At 38.2% G+C, this 16,150-nt stretch carries 14 protein-coding genes, 2 tRNA genes and 1 pseudogene; 5 read left to right on the top strand and 12 right to left on the bottom strand.

Going from position 1 to position 16,150, the window contains the following annotated elements; all coding sequences use genetic code 11:
- Window positions 1-46 precede the first annotated feature (46 nt).
- Window positions 47-943: a DMT family transporter gene (locus tag JK629_RS04585; protein WP_202337443.1), complete on the top strand. Its 897-nt coding sequence runs from the start codon at window positions 47-49 to the stop codon at window positions 941-943.
- Window positions 944-981: 38 nt separating this feature from the next.
- Here the strand turns inward: JK629_RS04585 and JK629_RS15680 are convergent.
- The 3 genes and pseudogenes from JK629_RS15680 to JK629_RS04575 form a co-directional block, all read right to left on the bottom strand.
- Window positions 982-1,164: pseudogene (locus JK629_RS15680) on the bottom strand (slipin family protein); the annotation flags it as partial.
- A gap of 143 nt (window positions 1,165-1,307) precedes the next feature.
- Window positions 1,308-3,386 carry a DNA helicase RecQ gene (recQ, locus tag JK629_RS04580; RefSeq protein WP_202337442.1) on the bottom strand — a complete coding sequence of 693 codons (2,079 nt, stop codon included), beginning with the start codon at window positions 3,384-3,386 and terminating at the stop codon, window positions 1,308-1,310.
- Window positions 3,387-3,459: 73 nt separating this feature from the next.
- A complete protein-coding gene (locus JK629_RS04575) occupies window positions 3,460-3,795 on the bottom strand; it encodes a single-stranded DNA-binding protein (protein WP_202337441.1) in 336 nt (111 codons plus the stop codon).
- 240 nt (window positions 3,796-4,035) lie between these two features.
- On the opposite strand from JK629_RS04575, the gene JK629_RS04570 reads away from it, so the two are divergent.
- On the top strand, window positions 4,036-4,617 hold the full coding sequence (locus tag JK629_RS04570) for a TMEM175 family protein (protein WP_202337440.1): 582 nt from the start codon (window positions 4,036-4,038) through the stop codon (window positions 4,615-4,617).
- Here the strand turns inward: JK629_RS04570 and JK629_RS04565 are convergent, their stop codons facing one another.
- Window positions 4,618-5,079, bottom strand: coding sequence for a CBS domain-containing protein (locus tag JK629_RS04565; RefSeq protein ID WP_202337439.1), 462 nt, complete (start codon window positions 5,077-5,079; stop codon window positions 4,618-4,620).
- 122 nt (window positions 5,080-5,201) lie between these two features.
- Between JK629_RS04565 and JK629_RS04560 the strand changes: the two genes are divergently transcribed.
- Together JK629_RS04560 and JK629_RS04555 are read left to right on the top strand one after the other, a co-directional pair.
- The gene (locus JK629_RS04560; protein ID WP_202337438.1) at window positions 5,202-7,568 is read left to right on the top strand and encodes a M28 family peptidase; all 2,367 of its coding nucleotides are present in this window, start codon (window positions 5,202-5,204) and stop codon (window positions 7,566-7,568) included.
- Entirely contained in the window at window positions 7,561-8,367 is an 807-nt protein-coding gene (locus JK629_RS04555; protein ID WP_202337437.1) for an NAD(P)H-binding protein, read from the top strand. Before JK629_RS04560 ends, JK629_RS04555 begins: the two co-directional genes overlap by 8 nt.
- Before the next feature lie 50 nt (window positions 8,368-8,417).
- Here JK629_RS04555 and JK629_RS04550 read toward each other — a convergent pair whose 3' ends face one another.
- Window positions 8,418-10,484, bottom strand: coding sequence for a M13 family metallopeptidase (locus tag JK629_RS04550; protein WP_202337436.1), 2,067 nt, complete (start codon window positions 10,482-10,484; stop codon window positions 8,418-8,420).
- A gap of 85 nt (window positions 10,485-10,569) precedes the next feature.
- A complete protein-coding gene (locus JK629_RS04545) occupies window positions 10,570-11,250 on the bottom strand; it encodes a hypothetical protein (RefSeq protein WP_202337435.1) in 681 nt (226 codons plus the stop codon).
- Window positions 11,251-11,267: 17 nt separating this feature from the next.
- On the opposite strand from JK629_RS04545, the gene JK629_RS04540 reads away from it, so the two are divergent.
- Window positions 11,268-12,215: an NAD-dependent epimerase/dehydratase family protein gene (locus tag JK629_RS04540; protein WP_202337434.1), complete on the top strand. Its 948-nt coding sequence runs from the start codon at window positions 11,268-11,270 to the stop codon at window positions 12,213-12,215.
- Window positions 12,216-12,217: 2 nt separating this feature from the next.
- On the opposite strand, the gene JK629_RS04535 is transcribed toward JK629_RS04540, so the two are convergent.
- From JK629_RS04535 to JK629_RS04510, 6 genes are all read right to left on the bottom strand, one after another.
- Window positions 12,218-13,093, bottom strand: a complete 876-nt coding sequence (locus JK629_RS04535) for an SdiA-regulated domain-containing protein (RefSeq protein ID WP_202337433.1) — start codon at window positions 13,091-13,093, stop codon at window positions 12,218-12,220.
- 133 nt (window positions 13,094-13,226) lie between these two features.
- Window positions 13,227-13,298 (bottom strand) — tRNA-Arg (locus JK629_RS04530).
- A 71-nt stretch (window positions 13,299-13,369) separates the two neighbouring features.
- Complete coding sequence (locus JK629_RS04525; RefSeq protein ID WP_202337432.1) at window positions 13,370-14,359, bottom strand: DNA topoisomerase IB; 990 nt, start codon at window positions 14,357-14,359, stop codon at window positions 13,370-13,372.
- A 160-nt stretch (window positions 14,360-14,519) separates the two neighbouring features.
- Window positions 14,520-14,593: transfer RNA gene (locus tag JK629_RS04520), tRNA-Asn, on the bottom strand.
- Window positions 14,594-14,707: 114 nt separating this feature from the next.
- Window positions 14,708-15,442 carry a tetratricopeptide repeat protein gene (locus tag JK629_RS04515; RefSeq protein WP_202337431.1) on the bottom strand — a complete coding sequence of 245 codons (735 nt, stop codon included), beginning with the start codon at window positions 15,440-15,442 and terminating at the stop codon, window positions 14,708-14,710.
- Entirely contained in the window at window positions 15,429-16,016 is a 588-nt protein-coding gene (locus JK629_RS04510; protein WP_202337430.1) for an RNA polymerase sigma factor, read from the bottom strand. Before JK629_RS04510 ends, JK629_RS04515 begins: the two co-directional genes overlap by 14 nt.
- Window positions 16,017-16,150: the final 134 nt, after the last annotated feature.

Raw genomic sequence — 16,150 nt, 5'->3', positions numbered from 1 at the left:
AGCCTAATTTTGCGGCTTTTATTATAACCTTCTCAATTTCACTTTTATGACAAAGCCTAGAATTGCCCTTGTCATTGGAATAGTTTGTATTTCCATTTTCCCCATTTTGGTAAAACTCAGTTTGTCGCCGGGTGTAATTTCGGCGTTTTATAGAATGGCAATTGCCGCGGCACTATTGGTTCCTTTTACAGTTTTAAGTGGAAAAATGAAAATTCCATCTTTAAAGATTTTCTTGCTAACCGTTCTTTGTGGTGCTATTTTCGCCGGAGATGTTGCAGTGTGGAATATCGCTATCCAAGAATCTACGGCTACACAGGCTACACTGCTCACTAATCTTTCACCAGTTTGGGTGGGTATTGGCGCGTTTTTCTTCTTAAAAAATAAACCGACGGTCAATTTTTGGATAGGCACGGTTATCGCCATTTTTGGAATGATTATGTTGGTGGGTTTTCGGTTTTTTGTGGAAATGGATTTTGACCTGGCCTTTGTATTTGCAATACTTTCGGGAGTGTTTTATGCCGTTTATATGTTATTGAGCAAATATGTGCTTTATAAAGTTGAGGTGCTTCCCTTTATCACGATTAGTACACTTTCTTCAGCGTTTTTCTTGGCGATTTTAAGTTATTTTATCGGTCAACCATTTTCTGGTTTCAGCAATATGGGCTGGTTTGTTTTGGTGATTCAAGGCGTAGTTTGCCAATTATTGGCGTGGCTACTTTTGGGCTATGCAACCAAACATATGCGGGCAACACGGGTTTCTGTTAGTCTTTTGGGACAGGCAGTTTTGACTACTATTTTGGCGTGGCTTTTTATTGGGGAAGAAGTAAGTTTACAGATGATTTTGGGCGGAGTTATTCTTTTATTTGGAATTCGAATTACCTTTTACTCCAAGAAATTGTGGCTGAAAAAATCTTTCCACAACGAACAAACCCATAGTATTTAAAAAGAAAGGCCGCCCATTTGGACGACCTTTTTAGTCGGTTATTTACCAGTGGCAAATATTTCCTTAAACTGCCACACCTTCGTTTCTGGAAACTGTGATCTCGCTAATTTTGCCGGAGATTCCACAAATTCCATCTATTTCAATTTGTAAAGCATTTCGTTTTCTTCTATCAATTTGGCAGTGTTCAACAAGCTTCTAGTTGAAGCTGTTTCTTCACGCCTTCATTTCACCGGTCAAAATCACATCACGGATACCACAGTGACAAATCAGCCCGATGGGTGCACTATGTAAATTAGTGTTTTTCATTGTGGTGTAAATATGCGGTAATTTTTTGGCTAATTTCCAAATGTTTAGTGAATGGATTTTACACGTACAATCCGAGTTTTATCTTCCAATAAGGCATTTTTTCTTCAAAATATTCAAAATAAGGTTTCAGCGCTTCTGGATTTTCAAGTGTTTTTTCAGCATCTTTTATTTGCTGAATTTCATCGGAAGAAATGAATTGTGAAAAGTCGAAATCAATTCCCGATTGGTGCATTTTTATGAAATGTCCATAAACGGAATCTTCAGAAAGACCACGTTTAGCTGCAATTTCGGACGGAGAAAAATTTTCTTCCACAAACATTTTAAAACTGCGTTCGTGGGTTGGTAGATTGCTCTCCAGACCATCCAAATGCCGATTGATAACTTTTAGGAAATCGTCTGCATATTTTTCAAGCTTGGCTTCACCAACTCCGGAAACCTCTGCAAATTCTTCACGGGTTCGAGGTTTTTTATTTTCCATATCTTCCAAAGAAGCGTCACTGAAAACCACAAAGGCAGGTTTGTTTATTTCTTGTGCCAACTTCAAGCGAAGTTCCCTCAGTTTATCGAAAAGTTCGGCACGTTTCCTTTTTACTTTTTCTACCGCAACCTGCTCTTTTTCTTGCAGAAGATTGGCTAATCGCACTTTTTTCCCTTCAAACAAAACTTTTTTAGCTAATGGTGTTAACAGTAATCGTCCGTTTTCATGAAAATAGATTTGTAAGATGCCTTGATTTAAAAGTTGGATAACATACTGCTGTAAATCGCGCCACGAAATATCTTTTGCCGCGCCGAAGGTTTTGATTTTTTGATATCCTTTGTCGTAAACTTGTGCGTTTTGTGAACCGCGAAGTACGTCCAAAACCATCCCCCACGCTTCCTGTTCCTGTAATCTCGCTACCGCGGAACAAACTTTTTGGGCGATAAGCGTGCCGTCAAAATATTTTGGTGGCGTTTTGCAGATATCGCAATTGCCGCAATCTTCTGTGATGTGTTCGCCAAAATAGCCGAGCAGGGCCTTTCTTCGGCAACTCAAGGCTTCGGCGTATTGTTGCATGCGCTCTAATTTTGCCAATTGATAGGTTTCTGTTTCAGAGCCTTCGGCAAATTTTCTGAGCATAATAACGTCGGCAAAACTGTAAAAAAGTATGGTATGCGCTGGCAGGCCATCACGTCCGCTCCGGCCAATTTCCTGATAATAGCCATCAATATTTTTGGGCATATTATAGTGGATTACCCAACGCACATTACTTTTGTCGATACCCATCCCAAAAGCAATTGTTGCAACAATAATTGGCGTGCGGTCGTTCAAAAAATTATCTTGAACCGTATTTCTTTCTTCCGAAGTCAAGCCAGCGTGATAGGCTTCAGCTTTGTAACCTTTGGTTTTTAAAGTTGCTGCTAGTTTTTCTGTATTTTTTCTACTTAAACAATATATGATTCCGCTTTCATCAGAATGGTTTTTCAGAAAATCTAAAATCTGCTTATTACGATTTTGTCCAGGGCGAACGTCTAAATATAAATTGGGTCTATCAAAAGAAGCGATAAATGTTTTGGCCTCGGGAACTGAAACTTGTGTTGCAATATCTTCACGAGTGGCTCGGTCTGCTGTTGCGGTCAAGGCAATCAACGGCACATTTGGAAATTGTTCTTTTAAGCTTTTCAGTTGTGTATATGCTGGCCGAAAATCGTGGCCCCAACTGGAAATGCAGTGTGCTTCGTCAACGGCAAAAAGACTGATTTTTATTGTATTCAGAATAAAGTTTAACTGCGGCAGACTTTCTGGAGCAACATACAAAAGCTTCAAATCTCCCTTTTGGAGATTTTTTAAAACCTGCTGCTGTTCTTCATAAGGTTGGGAACTATTGAAAAATTCTGCGGAAATACCATTTGCTTTTAATGCATCCACTTGATCTTTCATCAAAGCAATTAATGGAGAAATAACAATAGCAGTTCCTTCCAAAGTCAAAGCCGGCAATTGAAAACACAATGATTTACCACCGCCCGTAGGCATAATGGCAATGGTGTCTTTTCGGTCCAAAACATTATTTATAATTTCTTCCTGATTTGGAAGAAATTGCTCGTAGCCGAAATGCGTTTTGAGCAAATCGAATTTGCTTTGCTGGGTAGTTGTTTCCATTTTTGTAAAAATAACGATTCAAACTTTAAAAAAATAAGCCCCCACCAAAAGCGGGGGCTTGTTAGCTAGTCATTTATTTACTCCCCAGCATGACTAGCTCGTTACATACCACCTCAGTAATATATCGCTTTACCCCTTCTTTGGCATCATAGGATCGTGAGGTCAATTTACCTTCTATGGCAACTTCTTTTCCCTTGGTTACATAGTTTTCAATAATTTCGGCTGTCTTTCCCCAGGCTACAATATTATGCCATTGGGTGTCGGTGATTTTTTCACCTTTTTGGTTCTTGTAGGTTTCATTGGTGGCAATACTGAATTTTGCCAGTTTGCGGCCACCGTCCAGGTTGATAATTTCGGGATCGTTTCCCAAGTTTCCAATCAACTGTACTTTGTTTCTAAGCGTGCTCATAATTTCTAAAATTTAATTTTAAACAATTGATACTATCGAAGTTGTTTTTATTCGACAGGACAAACTTACATCGGCTTATAAATTTTAGTTGGTTGTTACATATTTACTTTCGTTTATAGTTGTTTGTAAACGTTTGAAAACGGATATAGTTTTGTAAATCAAGAATTTATGAATGATGGTTTCTCATTAAAATTTTTGTACTTTCAACTACCAAAACAGAAATTTTAATAAAATTGATTTATGAACAGTAACAGATTGGAAGCATTTAGCGATGGTGTACTCGCTATAATAATTACCATTATGGTATTGGAACTGAAAGTGCCCCACGGAACCGATTGGAATGATTTGACTCCATTACTCCCCGTGTTTTTAAGTTATGTACTAAGTTTTATTTACTTGGGTATTTATTGGAACAATCACCACCATATGCTACATGCGGTCAAAAAAGTGAGTGGAGGAGTTTTGTGGGCAAACCTGCATCTGCTGTTTTGGCTTTCGCTGATTCCTTTTGTTACTGGCTGGATGGGCGAAAATCATTTTGCTGAACTGCCCGTGGCATTATATGGGGTCGTTTTATTGATGGCGGCAATAGCTTATTTTATTCTTCAAAATAGAATTTTAGCTGTGCAAGGAAAAGATTCACTTTTAGCAAAAGCTTTGGGAAAAGACTTAAAGGGAAAAGCATCTCCTATAATTTATATAATTGCAATCATAGCTTCGTTTTATAGCATTTGGATTGCGGGAGCACTGTATATTTTAGTAGCGCTAATGTGGTTGATTCCCGATAAAAGGATAGAAATTATTTTTAAGGAAAAGGAATAGTTACCAAGTTTGGCCTTTCAATTTCATTGCAGCCGTTAGTACATCGCGTTGGCTAATCTGTCCCACCAATTTTCCGTTTTCAATAATCGGGAAGCGTCGGTGTTTTGATTCCAAAAACTTATTGGCAGCATCCAGCACGTTCATTTCGCCATCAATGGTATCTACTTTTTTAATCATGTGCTGTTCCACTTTTACATCTTCCATGGGGTGGTTGTGGTAGCGGCAGTCACTAAGCTGTTTCATACAGTCACCTTCGGAAATTATTCCGACCAATTCATTTTTATCGTTTACCACGGGGCCTCCGGAGATTTTTTTCTTCAGAAGAATTTCAATTACCTCAAGGACAGATTGCTCAGGTTTAAAAGTAGTAAGGTTGCGTGTCATATAGTCAGAAACCTTTATTTTTTCCGAAGAACCTTTTTGGGGCTTTGCCCGTTTGCCCATAAAACTTTTAATTCCCATAATATCAAATTTTTGCGAACTTCTAAGATAAACAATTTTATCAAACCGCAGAAATGTATCCATAACGAAGAAAAATTCCTTCCGATTAAAATCGTATTTTTAACACCCTAAACTTTCCAACCATGAAAAAATTTGGTGGCATTCTTTCGCTTCTGCTAATAGTTGCATTGGTTTATTATTCCTTTTATGGGTTGACACCGCACTATACTGGAGATGATATGGCACCGGCTGATGTATTTTCTGTGGACAGAGCACTTCATCCTTTAAGAGAAATTTCAAAAAAGCCACATTATTTAGGTTCTGAAGGGCACGAAGAGGTTCGGAGGGTTTTAATTTCGGAATTGGGTAAATTGGGTCTTGAACCTCACATTCAAAAAGGGTTTAGCGTAAATCCGGAGTCAAAGACGCTCAATAAACCTGTAAATATTGTTGCCCGCATAAAAGGCTCGGAAGACAGAAAGGCGCTTTTATTGCTTTCACACTACGATAGTGCGCTCGTCCCTTCCTTTGGCGCCAGTGATGCCGGGAGCGGCTTGGTTACTATTTTAGAAAGCGTTCGGGCGTATCTGGCTTCCCGAACACAACCCAAAAATGATATTATTATTCTTTTTTCCGATGCAGAGGAAATTGGACTGGACGGTGCCAAGCTATTTGTAAACGAACATCCTTGGGCAAAAAATGTAGGTCTGATACTTAATTTTGAAGCTCGCGGGAGTAGCGGACCCAGTAATATGATTTTGGAAACCAATGGCGGAAATTCAAAATTGGTAAAGGAGTTTATAGCGGCCAGTCCAGATTTTCCGGTAGCCTCTTCATTGATGTACAGCGTTTACAAAATGCTGCCCAACGATACTGATTCTACAGTTTTTAGGGAAGATGGCGATATACCCAGTTTTTTCTTTGCCTTTATTGATAGCCATTTCAACTATCATACGGCCAACGATACTTTTAATAGTTTAAGTCGAAATAGCCTTGCCCATCAAGGAAGTTATTTACTCCCACTGATCCATTATTTTGCCAATACAGACCTTTCAAATTTAAAATCTGAAACCGATAATGTTTATGTAAACCTTCCTTTGGTGAAAATGATAAGCTACCCCTTTTCATGGATTTTACCCATGCTTATTTTGGCTGCTTTATTATTTCTCTTCCTGATTTTTTACGGAATTCACAAAAAAAGATTGAACGGAAAAATGATAGCGGCGGGCTTCGTTCCTTTCCTGCTTTCTCTTATTCTCTGTGGAATTTTGGGGTTTTTCGGATGGAAATTGATTTTGGCTATTTATCCGCAGTATTTAGAAATCCAGCAAGGTTTTACTTATAACGGACATTGGTATATTGCGTTTTTCGTTTTTCTCTCATTGGCAATCACATTTGCGATTTATAAAAAATTCAGTAAAAAATTCAACGAGCCCTCATATTATATTGCACCTTTGTTATTTTGGCTTTTAATTAATCTGGCAGTTTTTATAATTTTAAAAGGAGCTGCATTCTTCATAATTCCGGTATTTTTTGGGTTACTTTCCTTTTTTGTAATGCTTCGACAGGAGCGACCCAATCTTTTGGCAATGGCACTTTTGGCGGCACCCGCCTTGTTTATATTTACGCCCCTAATTCAGTTTTTCCCCGTTGGTTTGGGCTTGAAAATGCTGGTTATAAGTTGTGTTTTTACCGTTTTGCTTTTCGCTTTAATTTATCCAGTTTTTGGATATTATAAAATGAAAGGCCTGCTTTCGATTGTATGTGTATTGCTCGCGGCATTCTTCTTCATAAAAGCCCATACAAAAAGTAAATTTTCCGAAGAAAGAAAAAAACCAAACAGCCTCGTTTATTATAAAGATGCGGATATTGATAAAACCTATTGGCTTACCTACGACAAGGAAATTGATGAATGGACACAACAATACTTGGGCGAAAACCCTGAAGATGCATCTAAAATTTTAGGGGAAGCATCTTATAATAAATATGGAACCAATTTTAGCTTTGCGAAGGAAGCCCCGCTAAAAACCATTCCAGATTTTGAAGTGATTTTGGAAGCCGATACGCTGGTTGAAAATCTTCGGGAGGTGAAGTTTACCCTCGTTCCAAAACGAAAAGTGAACAAAATTGATCTATATGCCGAAAACACCACATTTCAAACTTTGACTTTCAACGGAAAGGAAATGCCCGCTTCCAGTATTTCTAAAAATTATCGAGGCACAAAAAACAGTGCGCTCATTAATTATTACGTTTCCACAAATGATTCACTAAAAGTACATTTTTCCGTAGAAGCGGGAACGCCAGCAACCTTTAAAGTGATGGAATATTCTTTTAATTTGATGCAGGATGACCAATTCAACATAGCAAAGCGTCCCGATTATACTATGCCAAAACCCTTTGTAATCACTGATGCTGTTGCGGTAAAGCGGACTTTTTCAATAGATTCCTTAAGAGTGAAAGTTACTGATACATTTCAGACTAATCCACAAAATAGGTTGAATTATGAATAAAACCATTGCAATTGCTGGCTTAGGATGGCTAGGGCAACCTTTGGCCTATCGACTGGCTACATTGGGCTATACTGTAAAGGGTTCGGTAACTTCTATTGAAAAAGCAACATTATTACAACAAAACGGTTTTGATGCCTATCCCGTGGAAATTTCAGAAAATGGAATTGTGGGTGAAGTGCAAGCCCTGCTGAACAATGTAGATTGCTTGATTATTATGATCCCCCCTGGGCTTAGAAAGAATACGGGCGCAGATTATGTTTTGAAAATGGCCCATATGCTTGTGGCCATAACAGATGCTTCGGTTCCTAAAGTTGTTTTGGTGAGCAGTACTTCGGTGTATGATGATTCCCAAGGAAACGTTACGGAAACAGACGAACCGAAACCTGAAACCATTGCCGGAAAACAATTAAGGCAAGTAGAAGAATTATTTATGAATGCTGAAGGGTTTCAAACATCTGTGGTACGTTTTGGAGGATTGATAGGCGGCAGTAGAAGTCCGGCAAAATATTTGGCAGGACGAAAAGATTTAGCTGATGGAAATGCCCCTGTAAACTTAATCCATCGCGATGATTGCATTTCAATTTTAGTGGAAATTTTAAAACAGGATGCTTTCGGAAAGGTTTTCAATGCCGTAAATCCAAATCATCCTAAAAAATCTGTGTACTATATTCAAAAGGCAAAAGAATTAAATTTAGAATTGCCAAGTTTCGCAAAACCAGATTCTGATGAAATTTTTAAACAGGTTGATTCTAAGAACTTGAAATCGGTATTAGATTATACATTTAAAACCTCTATATAAAAAAAGGAGCCTGTTACGGCTCCTTTTCATTTCAATAGAATACTTTAAAACTACCAAATACGTACTCTGTCTTCTGGAGCAAGGTACATAGAGTCGCCTTCCTTAATATCAAATGCTTCGTAAAATGCATCCACGTTAAGCAACGGTTGGGTAGCACGAACCTTTCCGGGGGAATGTGGGTCTGTTTTTACCTGGTTTCGAAGTGCTTCATCACGAGATTTGGTACGCCAAACGGTGGCCCAACTCATAAAGAAACGCTGCTCTGGCGTTAGACCGTCTATGTTATCAGGACGTCCGTTTTCTTTGTAAAAACGTTGCAAACCATCATAGGCACCTAATACTCCGCCAAGGTCACCAATGTTCTCGCCCAAGGTAAAGTGGCCATTGATGAAAACGCTGTCCAATACTTCTACATTACTGTATTGCTCAGCCAGTTTGTTGCCGCGCTCGGTAAAGTTTTTAAGATCGGTATCCGTCCACCAATTTACCAGGTTTCCGTTAGCGTCAAAACGCGAACCGCTGTCATCAAAAGCGTGCGAAATCTCGTGACCGATTACCGCACCAATTCCACCGTAGTTTACCGCTTCATCTGCTTTGTAATCATAGAAAGGTGGTTGAAGAATAGCTGCAGGGAAAACGATTTCGTTGTTAAAAGGGTTGAAATACGCATTCACGGTTTGTGGGCTCATCCCCCACTCAGTGCGATCCACAGGTTCGTCTATTTTTTCAAGATTGTCTTTAAGGTTCCACGTCTGCACGGCTACCATATTGTCATAATAGGTGTTGCCTGGTTTCACCTCCATAGAAGAGTAATCTTTCCACTTGTCTGGGTAACCTACTTTTACGGTAAATTTGTTAAGTTTTTCAATGGCCTTAACCTTTGTACTATCGCTCATCCATTCCAAAGCATTGATTCTGTCTTTGTAAGCTGCAATTACATTTTCAATCATGGATTCTGCTTTAGCCTTTGCTTCTGGCGGAAACATTTCATCTACATATAGTTTGCCCAATGCTTCGCCTAAACTTCCGTTAACGGTTGCAAGTGCACGTTCGTCAGCAGGTTTTTGCTTTTTGGTTCCGTTTAATGTAGTAGAATAAAAATCAAAATTGGCTTTTTCAATTTCTGTGGTCAACATACCCGCAGAACTGTTTAGAGTAGACCAACGCATAACGGTTCTCCAAGTATCAAAATCTGGTTTTGAAAACATTTGCTTTAAAGTTTCCATATATTTTGGTTGCATCACGATAACAGTATCCAGCTTTTTGGCGATACCCATTTGCTCAAATGCCTGTTCCCATTGGATTTGCGGAAGCATATTTTGCAATTCAGCAATGCTTTTTGGATTGTTAAAATTTCTGAAATCTCGACTTGCTACTTTGTCCAATCTTGGAGTTGCAAGTTTAGTTTCAAAAGCTAGAATGGTTTCAGCCTGCTGACGGGCAGATTCTTCTGTATCGCCCAAAAACTGTAGCATTCTTGTAATGTGGTCTACATATTGCTCGCGAATTTTTACCGAAGCAGGATCTGAATTGGTATAAAAATCACGATCGGGTAGGCCTAAACCACCTGGAGTAATGTATGCCGAATTAATAGCGCTATTGTTGGGGTTTGAAAATGCTGCAAGACCCAAAAATGGTTGTGAAACCGCGACAGCATCTTCCGTCATCAATTTTTGAAAATCTTCCATGCTGTTCATGGCTGCAATCTTTTCAAGCGTAGGCTTTAGTGGCTCAATACCAGCTTTATCTCTTGCAACCGAGTCTAATTTTGATTCATAAATCATTAAGGCCTTGGCTTGGTCTGTTTCCGGAGCGTATTTGCCACTTTCTTTGGCTTTTGCCAAAATGTTCAACATGTCCTTGCTTGTTTTTTTGCGTAAAATGGTGAATCCGGCCCAACTGGTTTCATCGTCTGGAATCTCGTTATTTTTCATCCAGTTTCCGTTCACATAATTGTAAAAATCATCTTTTGGACTTACAGTGGTGTCCATGTTTGCAAGGATAATTCCGTGTGGTTCGTTGTCTGCAACGGCCACTTCGGTTTTTTTCTTACAAGCGGTTGCGGCTACGGCAATAACTGCAAAGGCCACAACGGGTGTTAAAAAATTAGTCTTCATTTTATGGTTTTTGATTAAAGTATTTATTGATTTAAAACTTATACTGAAAGTATAAGTTGTGCTTTAGGGGTGTTTGTTACACTTTCTAATTCTTTTTATCCTGAAGTTCTAAGTTCAAAATTGAATCTTTGTATCGCTGTTGTTTTTTCAGTTCATTTTCCTCGTCTTCCCTTCTTGTAAAATCTATGCGGTCTTTCTGAAATTTTTCGTTTAGCTGTACAATCAGGTTTTTGACTGCCACGTTCATTTCTTCCAAAGATTGCTGGACTTTTAACGAATCAATAGTAGCTTGGTGCGAAGCCTGAAAAAGTAGGGCAGCGCGGGTTTTCAGAACCATCAAGCGGCTGTGGATGGGTTTTGTGTCAAGTGTGTCAGGAATGTTTTTAAAAAGCGAATCTGCATATTCGCTTAAGCGTTCCGTACGGTTTCGCAAGTCTTGGTAATTACTGCCGTTTGCATTTTGTGCTTCGGCAAGAAAATCTTCCAAAATACCCCACTGCACCGCTTGTTTTTTCGCGGGTTCAGAAAGTTGGGGAAAGACATATTCTTTATCACCAAAAATTATGGAAGCGTCATTGGTTGGCTTTTGGGCTTGGTTTTCTTCGGAAGCATTTCCGCAGGAAAAAACAATACCTACAAGCACTAAAAGGGGGATAACAAACTTCATAAAGAATACAAAAGGCACAAAGATACTGGTTATTAACGAAATGACACATAAAATTTTTAAGTGTTGAAAGAACTGATAATATGTATATTTACAGTTCATTTTTGAAAAACAAACGAATGAAAAAACGTATTCTTATTATAGGCGCCTGTGGCCAGATAGGCACGGAATTGACTATCTACCTGCGCGATAAATTTGGGAAACATAAAGTTATAGCCAGCGACATTAGGGAGGGCGATGAAGAGTTGATGAAGAGTGGCCCGTTTGAGATTTTGGACGCCATGGATTACAACGCTGTTGAAGAGGTGGTAATACGTCACGAGATAACAGACGTTTATTTAATGGCGGCAATGCTTTCTGCTACGGCGGAAAAATTTCCCATGAAAGGTTGGAACCTGAATATGAATTCACTTTTTCACGTCTTGAATTTGGCCAAAGACAAAAAAATCGAAAAGATATTTTGGCCTTCCAGCATTGCTGTTTTTGGGCCTTCCACTCCAAAAACAGACACGCCACAGCGCACGGTGATGGAACCAACTACTGTTTACGGAATAAGCAAACAAACCGGAGAACGCTGGTGTGAATATTATTACAATCGCTATGGTGTGGATGTGCGCAGCATTCGGTACCCGGGGCTTATCAGTTATAAAACACTGCCTGGTGGCGGCACTACAGATTATGCGGTGGATATTTATCACAAAGCATTAAAGCACAAAAAGTACATCTGCTTTCTAAATGCTGAAACCACCTTGCCCATGATGTTTATGGATGATGCCATAAAAGCTACGGTTAATATTATGGAGGCAGAAAATGAGAAAATTAAAATAAGAAGCTCGTACAATCTCTCTGCCATGAGTTTCAATCCGGAGGAAATTACCGAAAGCATCCAAAAGCACATTCCTGGTTTTAAAATAAGCTATGAGCCAGACTTTAGACAGACTATTGCAGACAGTTGGCCGCAAAGTATTAATGATAGTGAAGCACGGGAAGATTGGGGGTGGAAAAGCGAAATTTCTTTAGATGAAATGACCGAAATTATGCTTACCAACTTAAAAGACAAATATTAAAATTACTCTTCTTCATCAAATTCTACTTCCAGAATATTTGCAGTCCCGTTTTTTCCTTCATTGGAAATATATAGGGTTCCATCGGGTGCGAAAGTAATTCCTTCAGGTTGTGGAAAAGATTCCTTGTATAGTTTATGCAATTGTAATAGTTTGCCAATACTGTCCATTATCAACACCTGCGGATTTTTTCCTTCTAAAATATAGAAATGTCCCGTTTTGGGATGTATAGCTATATCTGAAGGGAAAAAATTTGAAAAGAGGTCTATATCGTCATCGGCATCTTTTGATTTAAAAATGGGGTCGTCCAGAGGGATTTTCAGTACCGGCAAGGAATTGGATTTTTTGGTTTCGATATCAAAAGCATAAATTCCTTTATATTTTTTACTATTAGGGTCTATGTCTTTTACTGCGAAGAGTATTCTGTTGTTTAGCGAATCGGCTACCATCGATTCCATATTGTTTCTGCCTGAAAAGGGAACTTGATATTCGTGGGTTTCAAAATTATTGCCTAGAAAATTTTTAACCTCAAAGAGACGACCGCTGCTTTCCATAACATATGCACTACTATCTGTTGTGGTTATTGCTTCATAGTCACCCGAGTTTCCGAAGGCTATTTTTTCTTCAACAAGGTTTGTTTGAAGGTTGTATATAAAAATATCTCCCTCTTCGTCTTGCACCGCGGCAATTTTATCTTCGGAAATCCATCTTATCCCGCTTATTTCGTTCAATTCAATTGGCATATCCCACTTGCGTATAATTGTATAGGTTTCTTCTTCCAATCGCGGGTTTAGTGCTGGGTTTTCAAAGGCATACCAAAGAATCCCCACAAATGCGAGCACGCCTATAATTATAAAAAAGGCAATTTTATTTTCTCTCATAATAATTTTTCTGAATAAAACATAAATTAGTGAAATAATGTTTGCCGCTCCTTAAATTTATTATAAAAAATGTGGAGAGGTGTTATGGATTGCCGAAAGGATTCTATTTAATCTATGCCATTACTAAAATTAGTAGCCTCACCAAGAATCGAACTTGGATCTAAAGTTTAGGAAACTTCTATTCTATCCATTGAACTATGAGGCCAAAATAAGGAGTGTGCAAATTTAGTTATTTTAGAATTATTGCTTGAAGGTTTGCCTACTTTAGCATAACTATTATTTTTTCTTGAAGCGTTCACGAAGCATGCACAAAACCCCAATTTCTTCTTTGGATAGATTTTCCGCTTTTCGTAACATTCGGCTAATTTCTTTTTCAAAATATTGCAATGTCCTGCCTTCCATGTAGTTCTCAATAATGCGTGGGTCTATATAGGAACTTCGTGCTACTGAAGGAGTGTTTCCAAGTTTTTCTGAAACTTGGTTTACAGCTTCTTTTATATTTTGGTCTAATTTTTTTTGATGCTTTTCCTTAACCACGCCCAACTCATCCAAAGCAATTGCGGCAATAAGAGTGCCGGCCCAGGTTCTAAAATCTTTAGCTGAAAAATCCTCGCCCATTACCTCGTGAATATAGGCATTGAGATCGTCACTTTTTACATCCACTATTTGATCATTTTCGTCTACATATTTAAAAATTTCATATCCTGGCATATCATCAATTTCTTGAACAATTTTTGCTAACTTTTTGTCGACAATATGTTTTTCCTGATCCTGCCCAGATTTTCCGTTATAGGAAAAGATAAGTTCATCCCCTTTAATGGTAAGATGTTTGCTTCGCATGGTTGTAAGTCCGTACGTATCATTTTCTTTGGCATATGCTTCGCTACCGGGTCTAAAAAAAGCAACTTCCAATAGCCGAAGCATGGTAGCAAGTACTTTTTCCCGTGTTAATTTTTTTTTGCGAAGATGCTGACCGGTCACACGCCTCATATGTTCCAATTGGTCGGCAAAATCGACAATACGGTCAAATTTTTTAGCATTTTGGCGTTCGGTATATTTGGGATGGTATAAATACTGTTTACGATTTTTATCGTCTCTCCCCGTTACTAATAGATCTGCATTGGGGTCTTCATTTATTTCAACTTCGGTCCAGGCTGGAGGAATTACAAGCGATTTTATCCACTTACGTGTGTCTGGATCAGTGATGGTTTTGCCATTTTTATACTTGTATGTAAAACCCTTACCATGTCTTTTTCTTTTGTACATAGCTTTTTGAAATAAAAATAAAACAAAATTTACATTTATAGGTCAAGCTATACTTGGTGGTAAAATTTTAGGTTGAAGTCTAAATTTATTTTTGACCTATGTTTTACCCGCCAAAAACACAAAAGCCTCCACATTTCTGTGAAGGCTTTCTCTAACTAAGCTCCTCCTCTTGGGCTCGAACCAAGGACCCTCTGATTAACAGTCAGATGCTCTAACCAACTGAGCTAAGGAGGAATTTTGCGTTAGCGGTTGCAAATATACCCATTTTTTAATTCCATCAAAATAAAAAATGAAACTTTATCAATTTTGTTTTTTTATGTTTAAAATGGAATTGGGAAATTAACAAATTTAAAGATCATTTATTTCTTTAAGCAATACCTTACTTGCAGACGATTCGCTTTTTTCCAGAACTGTTTTGGCTTCTTCAATTTTGTTTTCTTTTAAAAGGGAAAGGGCCAGATAATAGTTTACTTCTTCGTAAAATACGCTATTGGTTTTCTTTTTTGCCAATTTCAAATATTTTTCGGCTTGTCGTGGATTGCCGTTGGCTAAATTTGCAACTCCCAGAAAATATACAACGGTATCGTTTTCAGGATTGGCAGCATATAACGATTCCCACCGATTTATGGCTTCTGCATATTCCTTGCGCTTGTAGTTTACCATCCCGTAATAAAATTCATAATCCGAAGCAGTTCCCATAGTTGTGGGAAGGCCTGGATCTGGTTTAAAATTTGCCGAAAAGACTTTTTCGGGAGAATTCCCGCTATTTAAAACAGCCCATATACTAACGCTTATTAAAACCAAAAAAGAAGCTGCTAATGCCAGCCAGCCGCGCGACATCCCTTTTTTTTCAGGGCCTTGCTTTATTTCTGAATGAAAATCGTTAAGTGAATCTTTTAAATTAGTTTCTTCTACACTTTGCATGAGTGTCTTTTGTTCTTTTACCAATTGGCGAAGATCTGGAAATAGATTCATACGCTCTTCAAACTCGGCAAGCTCGTCTGAATCTAAGCTACCCAATAAATATGCATCAATAAGTTCTGCATTTTCTTGGTTGTTTTCTATTTGATTATTTGGGTTCATTGGGGATTGTTTGGGTCATTTTTTTTAATTGTTCTTGGCACCGGTATTTTGCGTTGCGTGCAGAAGCTTCATCCATTGACAGTATTTGCGCGATTTCCTTATAGGGTTTTCTTTCAAAATAAAACAGTTTCAGTAGCGTCTGACAGCGTTCACCCAGATTGCCAATACACTCCATTAGTATTTTAATTTTTTTATTTTTTAAATCATCCATCTCAATCTCGGGCTCGTCATATTCTATATCTCGATTTATAAAGGTGGTATTCTTATATTTTGCAGAGCGTACGTGGTCTAACCATTTATACTTCGCAATCTGAAAGAGATAACCATTAATAGCCGTTTCGCTTTCTGCGGAGAACCTGTCGTTTTTAATGTTTCGCCACATTGCCACAAAAGCTTCTTGGTAAACATCTTTTGCCTGGTGCTCGTCGCCGCTATTTTTTAATACGTAACGCTTCACTTTCGCAAAGTTGGTTTTATATAATTTTTTTAGAGTGGTAGTGTCATTTTTTTTGATGAGTACTACCGTGCTATTAAATGGCAAATCAATTAATTTTTGGATGCTATGCTTATGCATTGGTTATAAAACAATACAGAAAGATACAATTTATCTGTAATCGTTATATCATTTTTGAACAACTTAAGGTAAATAGCTGTTTTTTTTCGTTGAAATGAACTACTCTTTTATCCTATTATTGCACAAAAAACCAA

This window comes from Aequorivita iocasae (genome assembly GCF_016757735.1).
Taxonomy (GTDB): Bacteria; Bacteroidota; Bacteroidia; order Flavobacteriales; family Flavobacteriaceae; genus Aequorivita; species Aequorivita iocasae.
The sequence above is the reverse complement of the archived record's forward strand: the minus strand, read 5'-3'. Positions and strand labels throughout refer to the sequence as shown.

Excerpts from the sequence above, each read along its gene's own strand:
- JK629_RS04585 (WP_202337443.1), top strand. The coding sequence starts at position 47 with ATGACAAAGCCTAGAATTGCCCTTGTCATTGGAATAGTTTGTATTTCC.
- recQ (WP_202337442.1), bottom strand. The coding sequence starts at position 3,386 with ATGGAAACAACTACCCAGCAAAGCAAATTCGATTTGCTCAAAACGCAT.
- JK629_RS04575 (WP_202337441.1), bottom strand. The coding sequence starts at position 3,795 with ATGAGCACGCTTAGAAACAAAGTACAGTTGATTGGAAACTTGGGAAAC.
- JK629_RS04570 (WP_202337440.1), top strand. The coding sequence starts at position 4,036 with ATGAACAGTAACAGATTGGAAGCATTTAGCGATGGTGTACTCGCTATA.
- JK629_RS04565 (WP_202337439.1), bottom strand. The coding sequence starts at position 5,079 with ATGGGAATTAAAAGTTTTATGGGCAAACGGGCAAAGCCCCAAAAAGGT.
- JK629_RS04560 (WP_202337438.1), top strand. The coding sequence starts at position 5,202 with ATGAAAAAATTTGGTGGCATTCTTTCGCTTCTGCTAATAGTTGCATTG.
- JK629_RS04555 (WP_202337437.1), top strand. The coding sequence starts at position 7,561 with ATGAATAAAACCATTGCAATTGCTGGCTTAGGATGGCTAGGGCAACCT.
- JK629_RS04550 (WP_202337436.1), bottom strand. The coding sequence starts at position 10,484 with ATGAAGACTAATTTTTTAACACCCGTTGTGGCCTTTGCAGTTATTGCC.
- JK629_RS04545 (WP_202337435.1), bottom strand. The coding sequence starts at position 11,250 with ATGAACTGTAAATATACATATTATCAGTTCTTTCAACACTTAAAAATT.
- JK629_RS04540 (WP_202337434.1), top strand. The coding sequence starts at position 11,268 with ATGAAAAAACGTATTCTTATTATAGGCGCCTGTGGCCAGATAGGCACG.
- JK629_RS04535 (WP_202337433.1), bottom strand. The coding sequence starts at position 13,093 with ATGAGAGAAAATAAAATTGCCTTTTTTATAATTATAGGCGTGCTCGCA.
- JK629_RS04525 (WP_202337432.1), bottom strand. The coding sequence starts at position 14,359 with ATGTACAAAAGAAAAAGACATGGTAAGGGTTTTACATACAAGTATAAA.
- JK629_RS04515 (WP_202337431.1), bottom strand. The coding sequence starts at position 15,442 with ATGAACCCAAATAATCAAATAGAAAACAACCAAGAAAATGCAGAACTT.
- JK629_RS04510 (WP_202337430.1), bottom strand. The coding sequence starts at position 16,016 with ATGCATAAGCATAGCATCCAAAAATTAATTGATTTGCCATTTAATAGC.